15 protein-coding genes are annotated in these 14,788 nt (G+C 58.8%); 9 read left to right on the top strand and 6 right to left on the bottom strand.

All coding sequences use genetic code 11. The features are described from left to right. Positions 1–9 precede the first annotated feature (9 nt). The 4 genes from AC1MEA_RS02490 (at position 10) to AC1MEA_RS02505 (ending at position 3,784) form a co-directional block, all read left to right on the top strand. Positions 10–681, top strand: a complete 672-nt coding sequence (locus AC1MEA_RS02490; RefSeq protein ID WP_219060903.1) for an alginate O-acetyltransferase AlgF — start codon at positions 10–12, stop codon at positions 679–681. A gap of 123 nt (positions 682–804) precedes the next feature. Beyond that, positions 805–2,259, top strand: coding sequence for a mannose-1-phosphate guanylyltransferase/mannose-6-phosphate isomerase (locus tag AC1MEA_RS02495; RefSeq protein WP_449633071.1), 1,455 nt, complete (start codon positions 805–807; stop codon positions 2,257–2,259). Between the two features lie 220 nt (positions 2,260–2,479). Continuing rightward, positions 2,480–2,944, top strand: a complete 465-nt coding sequence (locus AC1MEA_RS02500) for a multidrug transporter (protein ID WP_449633072.1) — start codon at positions 2,480–2,482, stop codon at positions 2,942–2,944. Positions 2,945–2,962: 18 nt separating this feature from the next. Next, positions 2,963–3,784: an SDR family oxidoreductase gene (locus AC1MEA_RS02505; RefSeq protein WP_449633073.1), complete on the top strand. Its 822-nt coding sequence runs from the start codon at positions 2,963–2,965 to the stop codon at positions 3,782–3,784. A 25-nt stretch (positions 3,785–3,809) separates the two neighbouring features. On the opposite strand, the gene AC1MEA_RS02510 is transcribed toward AC1MEA_RS02505, so the two are convergent. From AC1MEA_RS02510 to AC1MEA_RS02525, 4 genes are read right to left on the bottom strand one after another with little or no spacing between them, the layout of a single operon-like run. Beyond that, positions 3,810–4,670 carry an efflux RND transporter periplasmic adaptor subunit gene (locus AC1MEA_RS02510; protein ID WP_219060899.1) on the bottom strand — a complete coding sequence of 287 codons (861 nt, stop codon included), beginning with the start codon at positions 4,668–4,670 and terminating at the stop codon, positions 3,810–3,812. Positions 4,671–4,694: 24 nt separating this feature from the next. Further along, positions 4,695–4,895 (bottom strand): DUF1656 domain-containing protein, encoded by a 201-nt coding sequence (locus AC1MEA_RS02515; protein WP_480916569.1) that lies wholly within the window; start codon positions 4,893–4,895, stop codon positions 4,695–4,697. After that, positions 4,885–7,080 carry an FUSC family protein gene (locus AC1MEA_RS02520; RefSeq protein WP_480916570.1) on the bottom strand — a complete coding sequence of 732 codons (2,196 nt, stop codon included), beginning with the start codon at positions 7,078–7,080 and terminating at the stop codon, positions 4,885–4,887. Before AC1MEA_RS02520 ends, AC1MEA_RS02515 begins: the two co-directional genes overlap by 11 nt. After that, entirely contained in the window at positions 7,077–8,603 is a 1,527-nt protein-coding gene (locus AC1MEA_RS02525) for an efflux transporter outer membrane subunit (RefSeq protein ID WP_219060896.1), read from the bottom strand. Before AC1MEA_RS02525 ends, AC1MEA_RS02520 begins: the two co-directional genes overlap by 4 nt. Positions 8,604–8,786: 183 nt before the next feature. On the opposite strand from AC1MEA_RS02525, the gene AC1MEA_RS02530 reads away from it, so the two are divergent. Together AC1MEA_RS02530 and AC1MEA_RS02535 are read left to right on the top strand one after the other, a co-directional pair. After that, positions 8,787–9,734 carry a LysR family transcriptional regulator gene (locus AC1MEA_RS02530; protein WP_219060895.1) on the top strand — a complete coding sequence of 316 codons (948 nt, stop codon included), beginning with the start codon at positions 8,787–8,789 and terminating at the stop codon, positions 9,732–9,734. 112 nt (positions 9,735–9,846) lie between these two features. Further along, entirely contained in the window at positions 9,847–10,821 is a 975-nt protein-coding gene (locus AC1MEA_RS02535) for a 2-hydroxyacid dehydrogenase (RefSeq protein WP_480916572.1), read from the top strand. A gap of 4 nt (positions 10,822–10,825) precedes the next feature. On the opposite strand, the gene AC1MEA_RS02540 is transcribed toward AC1MEA_RS02535, so the two are convergent. Beyond that, a complete protein-coding gene (locus AC1MEA_RS02540) occupies positions 10,826–11,740 on the bottom strand; it encodes a DMT family transporter (protein ID WP_480916574.1) in 915 nt (304 codons plus the stop codon). Positions 11,741–11,874: 134 nt separating this feature from the next. Here AC1MEA_RS02540 and AC1MEA_RS02545 point away from each other — a divergent pair, with 134 nt between their 5' ends. The 3 genes from AC1MEA_RS02545 (at position 11,875) to AC1MEA_RS02555 (ending at position 13,952) form a co-directional block, all read left to right on the top strand. Further along, positions 11,875–12,750, top strand: a complete 876-nt coding sequence (locus tag AC1MEA_RS02545; protein WP_480916575.1) for a helix-turn-helix domain-containing protein — start codon at positions 11,875–11,877, stop codon at positions 12,748–12,750. A gap of 263 nt (positions 12,751–13,013) precedes the next feature. Next, positions 13,014–13,445 (top strand): HPF/RaiA family ribosome-associated protein, encoded by a 432-nt coding sequence (locus AC1MEA_RS02550; RefSeq protein ID WP_219060890.1) that lies wholly within the window; start codon positions 13,014–13,016, stop codon positions 13,443–13,445. A 177-nt stretch (positions 13,446–13,622) separates the two neighbouring features. Then, positions 13,623–13,952 carry a DUF3509 domain-containing protein gene (locus AC1MEA_RS02555; RefSeq protein WP_219060889.1) on the top strand — a complete coding sequence of 110 codons (330 nt, stop codon included), beginning with the start codon at positions 13,623–13,625 and terminating at the stop codon, positions 13,950–13,952. Positions 13,953–14,013: 61 nt separating this feature from the next. On the opposite strand, the gene AC1MEA_RS02560 is transcribed toward AC1MEA_RS02555, so the two are convergent. Further along, positions 14,014–14,502, bottom strand: coding sequence for a phosphate-starvation-inducible protein PsiE (locus AC1MEA_RS02560; protein ID WP_219060888.1), 489 nt, complete (start codon positions 14,500–14,502; stop codon positions 14,014–14,016). Positions 14,503–14,788 lie beyond the last annotated feature (286 nt).

The following is a 14,788-nucleotide window of genomic DNA, read 5'->3' on the forward strand; positions in this document are numbered from 1 at the left end:
GAACATCTCATGACCTTACAGACCACTCCAAATCGTTTTGCCAAAAAAAGCCTGTTGAAAACCTGCGCACTGGTTGCAGGCCTCGGCTTGTTCTCCGTGCAAGCCTTCGCCGGTGGCGACGCTGCGCTCTACGGCCCGACGGCCCCTAAAGGCTCGACCTTCGTCCGGGTCTACAACGCCAGCAACGCGGAAATCAGCGCCAGCGTCGGCAACACCAGCCTCAACGAAATCGCACCGTTGGCCAGCAGCGCCTTCAGCTTCATGCCCCAGGGCGACTACAGCGCCAAGGTTGGCAGCCAGACCGTGCCGGTGAAACTGGCCAGTGATCACTATTACACCCTGGTCAGCAACACCAGCGGCACCCCACAACTGGTGGAAGAGCCGCCGTTCAAGAACAAACAGAAATCCCTGGTTCGCGTGCAGAACCTTACCGATAAAGCGCTGACCCTGAAAACCGCCGATGGCAAGACTGATGTCATCCCGGCCGTCGCCGCCAAAGGCCGTGGTGACCGTGAAATCAACCCGGTGAAAGTCAGCCTGGCGCTGTTCGACGGCGACAAGAAAGTCAGCGATCTGAAACCGATTGCCCTGGAACGTGGTGAAGCCGCCGTTCTGTATATCACCGGCAGCGGCAGCAACTTGTCGCCGGTCTGGGTCAAACCCCCAGTCGCCACGCGCTAACCCATTGAGACAGCCGGTCCTGGGCTCCGTAGCCAAGAGAGGACCGGTTGTCACGGAACAAAAACAAGACTGAAACGACAGAAAACGACGTACAGCCTTTTTGAAGACTTTTGGAGAAATAAAATGATTCCAGTAATCTTGTCAGGTGGTAGCGGTTCAAGACTCTGGCCGCTTTCGCGCAAACAGTTCCCTAAACAGTTCCTGGCTTTGACCGGCGAGCACACCCTGTTCCAGCAAACCCTCGAGCGCCTGCAGTTCGACGGCATGCAGGACCCTATCGTGGTCTGCAACAAGGACCACCGCTTCATCGTTACAGAGCAACTGGACACCTTGAAGCTGGCGACCCAGGCCATCTTGCTCGAGCCCTTCGGCCGCAACACCGCACCGGCCGTCGCGATCACCGCGATGATGCTGCTCAGCGATGGCCGTGATGAACTGATGTTGGTGCTCCCGGCCGACCACGTCATCGACGATCAAAAAGCCCTGCAACGCGCCCTCGCCCTGGCCACCGTTGCGGCTGAGCGCGGCGAAATGGTGCTGTTCGGCGTACCGGCAACCAAACCTGAAACCGGTTATGGCTACATCAAGTCGACCCACGATGTGTTGCTGCCAGAAGGTGTGAGCCGCGTTTCGCACTTCGTCGAAAAACCTGACGAAAAGCGCGCCTCCGAGTTCGTCAAGGCGGGCGGTTATTTCTGGAACAGCGGCATGTTCCTGTTCCGTGCAAGCCGTTACCTCGAAGAGCTGAAAAAGCACGACGCGGACATCTACGACACCTGCATGCTGGCCCTCGAACGCAGCATTCACGACGGCGACAACATCGACATCGATGCCGCCACCTTCGCCTGCTGCCCGGATAATTCCATCGACTACGCCGTGATGGAAAAAACCCAGCGCGCCTGCGTGGTTCCGCTCACCGCTGGCTGGAATGATGTCGGCTGCTGGTCATCGCTGTGGGACGTGCAGGAAAAAGACGCTCACGGCAACGTTGCCAAAGGCGATGTGGTGATCCAGGACAGCCGCAACTGCATGATCCATGGCAACGGCAAACTGGTCTCGGTCATTGGCCTGGACAATATCGTCGTGGTCGAAACCAAAGACGCGATGATGATTGCCCACAAGGACAAGGTTCAGGGCGTCAAGCAGATGGTCAACACCCTCAACGAACAGGGCCGCAGCGAAACCCAGAACCACTGTGAGGTTTACCGACCTTGGGGTTCCTACGATTCGGTGGACATGGGTGGCCGGTTCCAGGTCAAGCACATCTCGGTTAAACCGGGCGCTTGCCTGTCCCTGCAGATGCACCACCACCGTGCCGAACACTGGATCGTCGTCTCCGGCACCGCCGAAGTGACCTGCGATGAAAACGTGTTCCTGCTGACCGAAAACCAATCCACTTACATCCCGATTGCCTCGGTCCATCGTTTGAGAAACCCGGGCAAGATCCCGTTGGAAATCATTGAAGTCCAGTCCGGCAGCTACCTGGGCGAAGACGACATTGAGCGTTTCGAAGACGTCTACGGGCGTTCCAACAACGTGGTGGAAATGGGCATAAAGACCAAGACCATCGCACGCTGATACGGCTTAAGCCGTAACGTTCCAGCCTCCGTAAACCCTCTGCGTATTTCCCATCCGCAGAGGGTTTACGGGGGCTTTTTCATGTCAGTCACATCACCCTCAGTTATTGATATTTTTGGTCGTGCGGGAGCGCATTCATTCGCGAAGGCGTCAGTGCCGCAATACAAAACCTGAAGCTAACGCTACGATGCCCACATCTGTGTGACCAAGGTATCCCTCCATGCTGATCGGCATTGCGCTCATCCTCACCTGGTTGATTCTGCTATTGCGTTACCCCGCCAAAGCGCTGCCGGTGTCATTGGCGGCGGTGTTGGGTTTGGGGAGCGTGGCTGCGTGGGTGGTGTGGCAGGACAGCCGTGAAACGCGACGGTTGGAGCATCTGGAGTTGCGATTGACTTATTTGCCGCAACAATGCCCGCCTGACCGTCCGCTACAGATCCTGTTACACAATGGCAATGACGTGCCACTGCTCTCCCTGCAGTGGCGTGTTGCGGCTTATATGCCGGGGGACACGGTCAACCTGGCCGATAACGTCTACGCGGCACCTCGCTATCGCGGTCCTGGCGAATTGCAGGCCGATGGCGATTGGCAAGACTGCTTACCCCTGCCGCCGCTGCGTCCGGGTTACCGTGCGCAGACCGTGGAGTTTCGTGCCGAGCACTTACAAGGCAGTTTCTCGGACTAGGTCCTTTAAGGAAAATACATGCCCATCGCCCTTATCACCGGTTGTTCCAGCGGCATTGGCCGCGCACTGGCGGAGGCCTTCAAAGCCGCTGGCTACCAAGTATGGGCCACTGCCCGCAAAACCGAAGATGTCGCTGCGTTGCAGGCTGCCGGGTTTACCGCTGTGGAACTGGACGTCAACGATAGCGCGGCGCTTGAGCGATTGGCTGGACAGCTCGAGCAACAAGGCGGCCTTGATGTGCTGATCAATAATGCCGGTTACGGCGCCATGGGGCCGTTGCTCGATGGTGGCGTGGAGGCCATGCGCAGACAGTTCGACACCAATGTATTCGCGGTGGTCGGCGTCACGCGTGCGCTGTTTCCGTTATTGCGCCGCAGCAAAGGGCTGGTGGTGAATATCGGCAGTGTTTCGGGGGTGCTGGTCACGCCGTTTGCGGGCGCTTATTGCGCGTCTAAAGCCGCCGTGCATGCGCTGAGCGATGCCCTGCGTCTGGAGCTGGCGCCGTTCGGCATCAAACTGATGGAAGTGCAGCCCGGCGCCATCGCCTCCAGCTTCGCCAATAACGCCAGCCGCGAAGCCGAACAGTTGATCGGTGAGTCCTCGCCCTGGTGGCCACTGCGCGACGCTATTCGCGCCCGGGCCAACGCGTCACAAGGCAACCCGACCCCCGCCGCCGACTTCGCCCGCGACCTGCTCAAGGCCGTGTCGCAAGACAACCCGCCGCGCTTGCTGCGGCTGGGTAATGGCAGCAGGGCCATGCCGCTGATGGCGTGGCTGCTGCCTAAAGGCGTGTTGGACTACGCGTTGAAAAAGCGCTTTGGATTGCGTGGCACGTTGTAGGCACTGTATCCATCATCGCTGATGATCAATGGTCCTCTGGATTCACGATCACGGTGCAGGTAATCCCTGCCGCCAACACCACACCTTCTGGCACCTGATCCAGGTGGATGCGCACGGGCACACGCTGGGCCAGGCGCACCCAATTGAAGGTCGGGTTGACGTCGGCGGTCAGTTCGCGGCTTTGCGGGTTGTCCCGGTCATAGATGCCTCGGGCGATGCTTTCGACGTGGCCCTTCAGCACTTCGCCGCTCATCAACTGCATGTCGGCCGGATCACCGACACGAACATGCGGCAGTTTGTTCTCTTCAAAGTAGCCGTACACCCAGAACGAGTTCTTGTCGACCACGGCCATTTTTGCTTCGCCGATCCGCGCATAGTCGCCACGGTGCACGTTGAGGTTGGTGACGTAGCCATCTACCGCAGACAGCACCTTGGTGCGTTTGAGGTTGAGCTCGGCGGCGTCCAGTTGCGCCTGAGCAAGCTCATAGTCGGCAAGCGTCGAGCTGGCGATATTGCTCGCATCGTCACGGCTTTCGCTGGAGATCACCAGGCTGTCCATGTCCGCGCGACGCTTGGCATTCAGCTTGCGCATCTCCCACGTTGCCTTGCGTGAAGCCACCAACGCCTGCGCCTGTTTGACGGCAATCTCGTAATGCTCTGGGTCGATCTGCATCAGCACATCGCCCTTCTTCACCAGTTGGTTGTCGCGCACCGGTACATCCACCACCACCCCGGAGACATCGGCAGCGACGTTGATCACATCGGCGCGCACCCGACCATCGCGGGTCCAGGGCGTGTCCATATAATTAATCCACAGGGTGCGACCGATCCACAGAGCCAGGGCCAGAACCAACAAGGTAGCAATCAGACTGAAGAGCTTTTTCATCCAGGGTTTCTCAAAAAAAGTGCATCAACGGTAAACAGTGAGCGCCATAGCGCCAAAGATGCAGGTAAACACGCACAGACGCAGCAGCGCCGGATGCCAGAAAAACCGATACAGATCGAGGTCGGACAAGAGCCGACCCAAGGTCCAGGCAATGACCGCCGCGATCAGGAACATCAAGGTCATGGTCGGCATATAGACGCCGTGGAAGGCGATTTCACGAGGCATGGATCAGTCCTTGTGGCTTGCGTAACGGGGCATACGCGGCCAGGGGAGATTGCGGATCAAGCAGCGAAGTGCGGATAAAGTGCAAGTAACTCTGGACGCGCCGCAAGACCGACGTGTCGAAGTGGCGGGCAAAGGGTTCATCGGTGGCCTGCACTCGACTGATCGCATGGTCGACGGCGATCAGGGCACGCTCCAGGTTGCTGTGGTTGGGCTGCAGAAACAAGCGGATGAGCGAGCGTCCCATCACCCGGATTGCCAGACGCCAGGACTGTGATTCGGCATAGCACGGGTGCACCGGCATGATTGACTGTTCACGACGCAGTTCGATGATGGCGTGACCGACCTCAAGCACCACGAACATCCAGCGTAACAGATTGCGTTGAACCTCCGGTTGCCCCGCCGCCAGGCCGTAAGCTTGATGCAGCAGGTCACGGGTACGGCTTTCGAAGCTCGACCCTAAACCGCGCAACGGCGCGCTGATGGCGTACAACACCTGCTGACGCAAGTCCTGTTCAAGCCTGCTCCACATCCAACGGCTGTTGGGCGGCAAAATAATTGCACCCGCCGCTGCGCAGACCAACATGCCGAGCACCATGCCGATGTAGTCGTTGATGAACCCGTAAGGGTTGTAGATCGTCAGGTTGTCAGGCACCGAGCCGGTGCTGAAAAAAATCAACAATCCCAAGCCATAGCCCGCCAATTGGGGACGCGAGGAGAGGAACGAGCCGAGCACCAACACCGGGGCAAGCACCAGGCACAGCAAGGGGAATCCATCGATGAACGGGTACACGAAAAACATCTCGATGAAGCCTAATATGGCGCCCAGGAACGTACCACACGCCATCTGAAAGGCCATGCGCTTGGGGTTCGCCGACGAGGCCGAAAGGCCGATGGTGGCGGCGGCGACCAAGGTCATGATAGAGCCACTCGGCCATGCCGTGGCGACCCAATAGCTGCCCAGCACCAGAAGGACGAACGAAGCTCGAACACCGGCGGCGAGGGCGGCCATCCAGTTCGTCTGAGAGGTAAACGGTTCATCCCACTGTTCACGGACATGGTTGTGATCGGCCAGCGAGGCATGGGTCTGGGCGTAACCGTGCATGTCATCGACAAAGCGATACAGCAGCTCATAGGCCGTGTGGAAATCCAGCAGGTCCGCCTCGGCAGGTTGAGTCTCGATCAGCGCCGCACGCAAACTCCGCACCCGCTCCGGCAGTCCCTCTTTAAACGCCGCCAATCGCTCGGCCAATCGCGCCGCGTCGGCATCGGTCAAGGGACGCCCGGAGAAAGCCTCAAGCAAATCGGCGAGTGCCATCAACCCTGGCTCGATGGCGCTGATCACCTGAGCAGCTTCTCGACTGCGCAAGCGTTCAAGCAGTTGGTGCAAGGCATTGAAGCGCGTGGTGATGGCCATGAACTCACTGTTCAGGCGATTGAGACGGCCATTGCGTCGGCGCATGTGCGGGTCTTCGAACACGGTGACACTGCGCAAGCCTTCCAGGCCGATCGCTTCGGCGATGAAACGCACATTACCGGCCTCGAACGCGCCCGATTCATTACCCACCCGCAAACCATGGGCCACGAACCCGGCGAACACGCCAAAGCGCAGGTACAGTGCGTTGCGCATCGCAGCGCTGGCTGTTTGCGGCAAGATCGCGACACTGACCAGTGTCGAGCACAGGATGCCCAGGGAGATTTCAAGTACCCGCCACATGGCCGCCATGAACGCCCCATCCGGGTGTGCCAGGGCAGGCAGGCCGACCATGGCAGCGGTATAACCGGCCAGAACAAACCCGTAGGCCCGGAAGTTTCGGTTACGCGCGGCACCGGCCGAACAAATGCCCACCCAGATCGCCAGGCTGACTAGAAACAACTCAGTGTCCTGAGCGAACAAGGCGATCAGGGCGACCATCACCGCCGAACCGGTCAACGTCCCCAGAAAGCGGTAAAAACTTTTAGCCAGGACTTGCCCGTTCTGCCGCTGCATCACAATGAACACAGTGATCATCGCGGTGCGGGGTTGTGGCAACTCCAGACGCATGGCCAGCCACAAGGTCAAGAACGCGGCGAACAGCACCTTGAAGATATAGACCCAGGTCACGCCATCGCTGCGCGCCCACTCAAAAAAACCGCGACGCCATTCCAACGAGCCCAACCAACGCACGGGTGCATACAGAGGGGTCATGGTCGACTCATCATGTGATCCAACGCTTCAAGGGCCGCGGGGGGTTTGCTGGGCGCGGTTTTTTTCTCGTCGGGCGCATCGGCACCTGCCGACAGGCCACCACCCAGCGCAACCACCAACGCGGCGTGAGCGGTCAGGCGTGCAGCCTGGACCTGCTGCTGAATTTCCTGCTGGTGAAACAATAAGGTCTGGGCGTTAAGCACGTTCAGATAATCGGTCAGACCGCGCTTATAGGCAACCAACGCGATGTCATACGTCTTCTGCGCCGACGCCACCGACTCAGCGGTGAACACTTGTTGCTTGTCCATCGAGGCACGGCGGATTAATTGGTCGGAGATATCTTTGAGCGCATTGATCAGCGTCTGGTTGTACTGCGCCACGGCCACATCATACCCGGCCGACGCTTCACCCAGCTCTGCACGCAAACGCCCGCCGTCGAAGATCGGCAACGTAATCGCCGGGCCTACGCTGTAGTTGAATTTATTGCCTGAGAGAAACGACAGCATGCCGCCGCCAGTCGCCATGAAGCCGAGGCTGCCGACCAGATCGACGTTGGGGTAAAAGCCGGCATGCGCGACATCGATGCCACGCGCCTGGGCCGCAACCCTCCAGCGGCTGGCGACCACGTCCGGGCGCTGCCCGAGCAGTTCAGCCGGCAACGCCGACGGCAGTTTCAACGCAGTCTGCAATGACAGGGTTGGCCGCTGTAACTTCGCGCCCTCCCCCGGGCCCTTGCCTGCCAGCGCCGCGAGCTGATTGCGACTCAGGTCGATAGCCTCGTCCAGCGCATCGATTTGCCGATGGGTTTCCGGCAGCGGTGTTTCCGCCTGGCTGACTTCGAAATGAGTGCCGATCCCGCCGTTCAGGCGTCGTTGCGCCAGATCGAGGATCTGCTGCTGTTGGGCCAGCGTCGCTTCAACGATGTCGCGCTGTGCGTAATTCAACGACAGCTGAATATAGGCACGGACGATGTTGTTCTGCAGTTCGAGTTGCGCCAGGCGTGATTCGGCGGCACTCATGTGCGCCAGGTCAAGCGCCTGTTCGGTGGTATTACTTTCCCGGCCCCACAGGTCGAGGGAGTAACTCAGGCCCAGCGAGGCATTGTTGTCCCACGTGCTAGTGTTGGCCAACGCGCCCGGACCGTAGAACTGATCGGTAGGCCAGTTATGGCGTTTGAGGGTAGAGTCGCCATTGACATGCAACGACTCGGCGGACTCGGCGATACCGGCCATGGCCTTGGCCTGACGTACGCGGGCGGCGGCCATCGCAAGGCTCGGACTGCCTTGGGCGGCAAGCTCGATCCAGCGGTCAAGCTGCTCATCACTGTAGGCGCGCCACCACTGGGCAGCGGGCCAATGAGCATCTTTGGCAGCACTTTGGATCGCTTCGTCCGTGGCCAGGGTGTTGGCCGGCAATGAATGGTCTTGAGGGGCAATCCCCCCAGTCCCGATGCAGCCGCCTATTGCCAGGGATAAAGACAAAACACTGAGGAGCTTAAGCCCTCTGATCATGCGACGCGGCACAGCTGCAAATTCCCGACTTAGGTGAAATAGCGTGAAGACAACGATTCTAGGCGGCAGTCAAGGCGGCGATAAGCCGAGGGAAGTGTGATTCTTTGTTACCGAACGCGCGATAATCCATTGGTCTGACTCACACGCAACTGTTACTTCATGTCACACTTTGCCAATCTCATCAGAGAACTGCCAATGGATACCCTGCAAAACATGCGCGCTTTCAGTTGCGTGGCGCAAGCGGGAAGCTTTACTGCAGCAGCAGTACAGCTCGATACCACCACCGCCAACGTATCGCGTGCAGTCTCGAATCTTGAAGCGCACCTGCAAACCCGACTGCTCAATCGCACCACTCGACGGATTGCCCTCACCGAAGCAGGCAAACGCTACCTGTTGCGCTGTGAACAAATCCTCGGGTACGTCGAAGAAGCGGAAGCTGAAGCCAGTGATGCTCACGCTCGCCCGGCCGGACAGCTGAAAGTCCATTCGATGACCGGCGTCGGCCAGCATTACGTCATCGATGCCATCGCCCGTTATCGCAAGCATCACCCGGACGTGACCTTCGACCTGACCATGGCCAACCGCGCGCCCGACCTGCTCAACGAGGGTTACGACGTTTCCATCGTCCTGGCCAGCGAGCTGCCGGATTCGGGTTTCGTTTCCCAACGCCTGGGGATCACCTACAGCATCGTTTGCGCCTCCCCGGCCTACGTCAAAGCCTTCGGTGCTGCGCAAAAGCCCCAAGACCTGCTCAACCATGCCTGTTTGCGCCTGGTCAGCCCGGTGATTCCGCTGGAAAAGTGGTTGTTTGATGGTCCTGAAGGTCAGGAGATGGTCACCATTGTCACCTCGCCCTTCCTGGTCAATTCGGCCGACGCCATGAAAACCGCGATCTGCAGTGGCATGGGTGTGGGGATTCTGCCGATTTACTCCGCCATCGAAGGATTGCGCAACGGCACGCTGGTACGGGTCCTGCCCAACTACCGCTCGCAGGAACTGAACCTGTACGCCATCTACCCGTCTCGCCAATACCTGGATGCGAAGATCAGGACGTGGGTCGAATACCTGCGCGGCTCACTGCCAGAGATTCTGGCCGCCCATGAAGCCGACTTGAAAACCCACGATTTGATGAACATCGTCTGACCTGTTCCGCCCGGCCAGAAGAATCCTCTCGAAAGAACCAGATGCCCAGGGACGGGCAAGAATGTTAGCGTGCTACGCACTGACCATTCGAACGTCCGAGAGTATCTGCCTGATGAAAAAGACCGTACTTGCCTTCAGCCGCGTGTCCCCTGAAATGGCCGAGCGCCTGCAGCAAGATTTCAACGTGATCGTACCCAACCCCAAGCTTGGCGATATGAACGCGCAGTTCAATGACGCGCTGCCGCACGCCCACGGCCTGATCGGCGCGGGCCGTACGCTGGGCCGCGAGCAATTGCACAGTGCCGCCAAACTGGAAGTGGTGTCGAGCATTTCAGTGGGCTACGACAATTACGAGCTGGGCTATTTCAACGAGCGCGGCATCATGCTCACCAATACCCCGGATGTATTGACCGAAAGCACCGCCGACCTGGCCTTCGCCCTGCTCATGAGCAGCGCCCGACGCGTTGCCGAACTGGACGCCTGGACCAAGGCTGGTCAGTGGAAACGCACGGTCGAAGCCTCGCATTTCGGCACCGACGTGCATGGCAAGACCTTGGGGATCGTCGGCATGGGCAACATCGGCGCGGCCATCGCCCGTCGTGGCCATTTCGGTTTCAACATGCCGATCCTGTACAGCGGCAACAGCCGCAAGACCTCGCTGGAACAGGAAATGGCCGCGCAATACCGCAGCCTCGATCAACTGCTGGCTGAATCCGACTTCGTCTGCCTCGTCGTGCCGTTGAGCGAAAAGACCAAGCACCTGATCAGCACCCGCGAACTGGCGCTGATGAAATCCAGTGCGATCCTGATCAACATCTCTCGCGGCCCAGTGGTCGACGAACCCGCGCTGATCGAAGCCCTGCAGCAAGGCACTATTCGTGGCGCAGGTCTGGATGTGTACGAAAAAGAACCGCTGGCCGAATCACCGCTGTTCCAATTGAGCAACGCGGTCACCCTGCCGCACATCGGTTCCGCTACGCACGAGACACGCCAGGCCATGGCCAATCGCGCCTATGCCAACTTGCGCAGCGCGTTGTTGGGTGAGCGACCGCAGGATCTGGTCAATCCACAGGTGTGGAAGGGCTGATTCTTTAAACCAGCTTGCCGTTACCGCTCTGGGCAGGGTTAACGGCAGGCTGCTTTGGCTTACGAAACACCAGCACATTCCCCAGCATCACCAACACCAGCCCCGCCAGCGCGGGCAGTGTCCATTGATAGCCCTCGACGAACGCCGAGATGTTCAGCGCGACCACCGGGAACAGCACCGTGCAATACGCAGCGCGTTCCGGCCCCATGCGTCCGACCAGGGTCAGGTAAGCGGTAAAGCCGATGACCGAGCCGGCAATCACCAGATACACCAGGGAGCCGACGTAGCGCGTGTTCCATTCGAAGCTGAAGGGCGTACCGCTGAGTAGACAATACACACTGAGCATCGCCGCACCGTAGAGCATCCCCCAGGCATTGGTGGTCAGGGGGCGCAGGCCAGCTTTTTGTTGCAGGCTGGACAACAGATTCCCGGCAGAGAAGCACAGCGTGCCGAGCAGGGCCAGGCCCAGACCGAGCAAGGTTTCGTGGCTGGCCGTACGCCCGGCCAGTTCAGGCCAGAACAGACACGCCAGACCGATCAGCCCCAACGCCCCCCCGGCCAGCACATTGCGCGCGACTTTCTGGCGGAAAAAAATCCGGGCATTCAGTGCGTTCCACAGCGTCGAGGTGGAAAACACCACGGCGATCAAGCCGCTGGGGATCCACTGACTGGCCGTGTAGAAGCACATGAAGTTGACGCAAAACAGGCACAGGCCCTGCGCAAGGCAAATGAGTTGCCCGCGCCGATTGACCTTTTGCAGACGCCCGCTCAACAGCAGCATCACGAACAACACCAAGGCCGCGAAGCCGAAGCGATAGACAATCGACACCGGAATTGCCACGACACCAAGCTGCAATTTCAGAGCAATCCAGGTCGTACCCCAGATCAAAACGGTGAGTAGATAAAGCGAAATGTTCATCGTCGGGCTCCTGAATGAAGCCTCAGTCTGGCGTTTTGCTTGAGCGCCGACTTGCACAATCTTGCGCATTTAATCGAGTAGAGGCTGGCAGCGTGGACGCTACAGAGTAGGATGCGAATCGGAGAGAAACAGTTATGCCACCACTGGAAACCATCCAAGTCTTTCAAGCCCTGAACAGCTCGCCCAACGCTCGTCTGGAACAAAGTGCGGGCCTGGGTGACGGCATGGTCGCGGCCCTCTGGAACAACCGGCACGATGCGCAGGAGTATCAGGCGCCGAGCCACCACACGTTGTCCTGCTACATAGCTGGCGGCACCGGGACGTTTCGCCGCGACCGGCCCAACGACAAGGGCGGACCGGGCAAGTTGTGTGTGTTGCCCGCCGGACATGAATCCGCGTGGGTGATCAATGGCGAGATCCGTCTTGCACACCTGTACATCAGCCCCGAGCAATTCGCGCTGGGCTGCGTCACCCTGTTGGACCGTGAGCCCCGCGAGCTGCAACTGCGCGAAAGCACCTTCATCGACGACCCCGAACAAGTGCAGCGTTTTCGCCAGTTGATCCAGCTCAACTGGAGCGAACCCGGCGAGCGTCTGCTGACCAGCAGCCTGGCCCACGACATGCTCAGCCATGCCCTGCTCAGTCAGGTTGGCCAGCGTGAAGGTCTACGCCTCAAGGGCGGCCTGGCTCCGCACCTGCGGCGGCAGTTGGTGGACTACATCGAGAACCACTTGGCTGCCCCTCTCAGCCTTGGGCTACTGGCGGGGCAATGCGCGCTGTCCGAATACCACTTCGCCCGCATGTTCCGCGAAAGCTTCGGCCTGCCGCCCCATCAATACCTGCTCGCCCGCCGCCTGGCCCACGCCCGGCACCTGCTGCGTACCGGCAACCAAGCGTTCGGCGATATCGCCATGGCGTGCGGTTTTGCCAGCGCGAGTCACTTCAACAATCGGTTCCGCCAGGCAATGGGCGCGACGCCGGGGGAATACCGGTTGGCGTTTGCCCGGTAATTGATCGACGCCTTCGCAGAGGAATATTGACCCTTCGGCAGCGCCTACAAAAATCAGCGCGGGCGCCCCGCCAAAGCCCGTCGAAGACGGTCGAATCCCGGCCCACCATCCCTGGCTTTTTCCACGTCAAAATATTTCTATGCACAAAGGGCTTGAATTGTTTCCTAATCGGCGCCAACACTGAGGGTGAGAGGCGAATGGTTTGAACTCCCCGAGCGAAACCGTCAGTTCTCATACGAGCAAGCCTAAGTAAGGGAAAATCTATGCAAATCCAGGTCAATTGCGATAACCACATCGAAAACAGCATCCGACTGGAGGAGTGGGTACGTACCACCGTTGAGAGCACGCTCGAACGCTACGAAGAAGACCTGACTCGCGTCGAAGTCCATCTCCGCGACGAAAATGGCGACAAGCCAGGCCCGCATGACAAACGCTGCCAGATGGAAGCTCGTCCAAAAGGACACCAACCGATTTCAGTCACCCACAAAGCCGATACGCTGGACAGGGCTGTGGAAGGCGCGGCGGAAAAACTCGAGCATGCCCTTGAGCATTTGTTCGGTAAAATGCGTGACAAACGTGCAGGCGCGCCAGTAGCAGAAGGCGGTCTGGAAGAGGGTGCAGAAAACCCGGACGCCCTGCTTCAGGAAGAGTTTTTGGAAAAAGAACTCGAAAAGGATGAGGCGCTGCTCGGCTAATCCGGCAGCACGATTGATTTCAATGACATAGCGGTTGAAGCAATCACTTAAAGAAGGGCGGGCCTGTGAAAACAGGCCCGCCCTTCTTCGTCAGGACGTCGGATTGATCAGGCTTCGCGAACTTAATCCGCCCACCGCAGGTCAACTTAGGGAGACTTCTTGACTAGGTAACAGGCCATGGACAACCCTTTTCAACTCATCACCGATGCCTTCCAGCCCCAATACCGGGTCAACCTGAGCATCCAGAGCCTTGAAGGCAGCATCATGCTGACCTTGTCCAATGAAACGGGTGTCGTCGCCAAACGCCTCATCAGTGCCGCACAGCGCAACGAACCCAAACGTATGCGCCGCCTGATTGAAAGCGTGCAATTCGGCATCGCCATCGAGCAAGGCCACAGCGCCATGAAGATTCTCACCGCCATGACCGACGGCGATAACCTCAATCAACTGCACGTGCCGCGCAAAGACTGGCTGAGCAATCAACCCCATCTGAGGATCAGCGTCTAGACGCGAACACATCGGGGCCGCGTTCAAACTAAACCCAGCCCCGTGCAAGCCAACCTACCGGTCAAACCTCCCCTTTCTCTTCAATTACGGCACCTTTTACAGTGCTGTGCGGGTCAGGGATTTTCGCTGATGGGTACTTCGACGAAGCGTATCGCACGACCAGAATCGAAAAGGCGAGCAAGAGGATGGCGCCCGAGAGATAGACCACTCCCAGATCCGGTGGCGCATGGTGCGACACATCCGAAATCAACAACCGGGTGAGTGCCGTGATCGCGACGTAGATCAAAAAGCGCACGGGCATGTGATTGGTCTTGAAATAAATCCCTGTCATCGCCCCTAATTCCAGGTAAATGAACAGCAACAAGATGTCATCAACCGTGACATTTCCCTTCTCGACCATCCCCAGAAAAGCAACCACAGAAGCCCAGGCAGTGATCCCGCCAATCGCGAACAGCGCCATGAAATGGAAGCCTTCGACGCAGAGATTGCCGAATGACTCCGCTCGGGAATGCAGGTTTTCGCGGAGCTTTTCCGCCCATTTGGTTTCCATGATTCTTACCCCTGACCTTTCAATTTTAAAAAACGACTAACCCTGTCCGTATAAATCATCGGTGGGCTGCTCTTGAGACAGATCCCGACACCCGCTATGGGCAACTCGATCGGATGATGCGGTACCCACGTGACTGTTTTCCGTTGTGCTGCATTTTGTAGCAGCTTTCCAAGCAGAATCGGGGCCAAAGTCTATGGTTGAGAGCGTGGTGCGTTGTCGCAAGACACATCTCAACCCTCATCCGATGCACAGGGCTGCAAAAATGCCACTATCCAAATCGGATCGG

The sequence above is a fragment of the Pseudomonas sp. ASL8 genome, from assembly GCF_056680355.1.

What these genes read in the sequence shown, in the direction of transcription:
- AC1MEA_RS02490 (WP_219060903.1), top strand. Translation starts at nt 10, where the DNA reads ATGACCTTACAGACCACTCCAAATCGTTTTGCCAAAAAAAGCCTGTTG.
- AC1MEA_RS02495 (WP_449633071.1), top strand. Translation starts at nt 805, where the DNA reads ATGATTCCAGTAATCTTGTCAGGTGGTAGCGGTTCAAGACTCTGGCCG.
- AC1MEA_RS02500 (WP_449633072.1), top strand. Translation starts at nt 2,480, where the DNA reads ATGCTGATCGGCATTGCGCTCATCCTCACCTGGTTGATTCTGCTATTG.
- AC1MEA_RS02505 (WP_449633073.1), top strand. Translation starts at nt 2,963, where the DNA reads ATGCCCATCGCCCTTATCACCGGTTGTTCCAGCGGCATTGGCCGCGCA.
- AC1MEA_RS02510 (WP_219060899.1), bottom strand. Translation starts at nt 4,670, where the DNA reads ATGAAAAAGCTCTTCAGTCTGATTGCTACCTTGTTGGTTCTGGCCCTG.
- AC1MEA_RS02515 (WP_480916569.1), bottom strand. Translation starts at nt 4,895, where the DNA reads ATGCCTCGTGAAATCGCCTTCCACGGCGTCTATATGCCGACCATGACC.
- AC1MEA_RS02520 (WP_480916570.1), bottom strand. Translation starts at nt 7,080, where the DNA reads ATGACCCCTCTGTATGCACCCGTGCGTTGGTTGGGCTCGTTGGAATGG.
- AC1MEA_RS02530 (WP_219060895.1), top strand. Translation starts at nt 8,787, where the DNA reads ATGGATACCCTGCAAAACATGCGCGCTTTCAGTTGCGTGGCGCAAGCG.
- AC1MEA_RS02535 (WP_480916572.1), top strand. Translation starts at nt 9,847, where the DNA reads ATGAAAAAGACCGTACTTGCCTTCAGCCGCGTGTCCCCTGAAATGGCC.
- AC1MEA_RS02540 (WP_480916574.1), bottom strand. Translation starts at nt 11,740, where the DNA reads ATGAACATTTCGCTTTATCTACTCACCGTTTTGATCTGGGGTACGACC.
- AC1MEA_RS02545 (WP_480916575.1), top strand. Translation starts at nt 11,875, where the DNA reads ATGCCACCACTGGAAACCATCCAAGTCTTTCAAGCCCTGAACAGCTCG.
- AC1MEA_RS02550 (WP_219060890.1), top strand. Translation starts at nt 13,014, where the DNA reads ATGCAAATCCAGGTCAATTGCGATAACCACATCGAAAACAGCATCCGA.
- AC1MEA_RS02555 (WP_219060889.1), top strand. Translation starts at nt 13,623, where the DNA reads ATGGACAACCCTTTTCAACTCATCACCGATGCCTTCCAGCCCCAATAC.
- AC1MEA_RS02560 (WP_219060888.1), bottom strand. Translation starts at nt 14,502, where the DNA reads ATGGAAACCAAATGGGCGGAAAAGCTCCGCGAAAACCTGCATTCCCGA.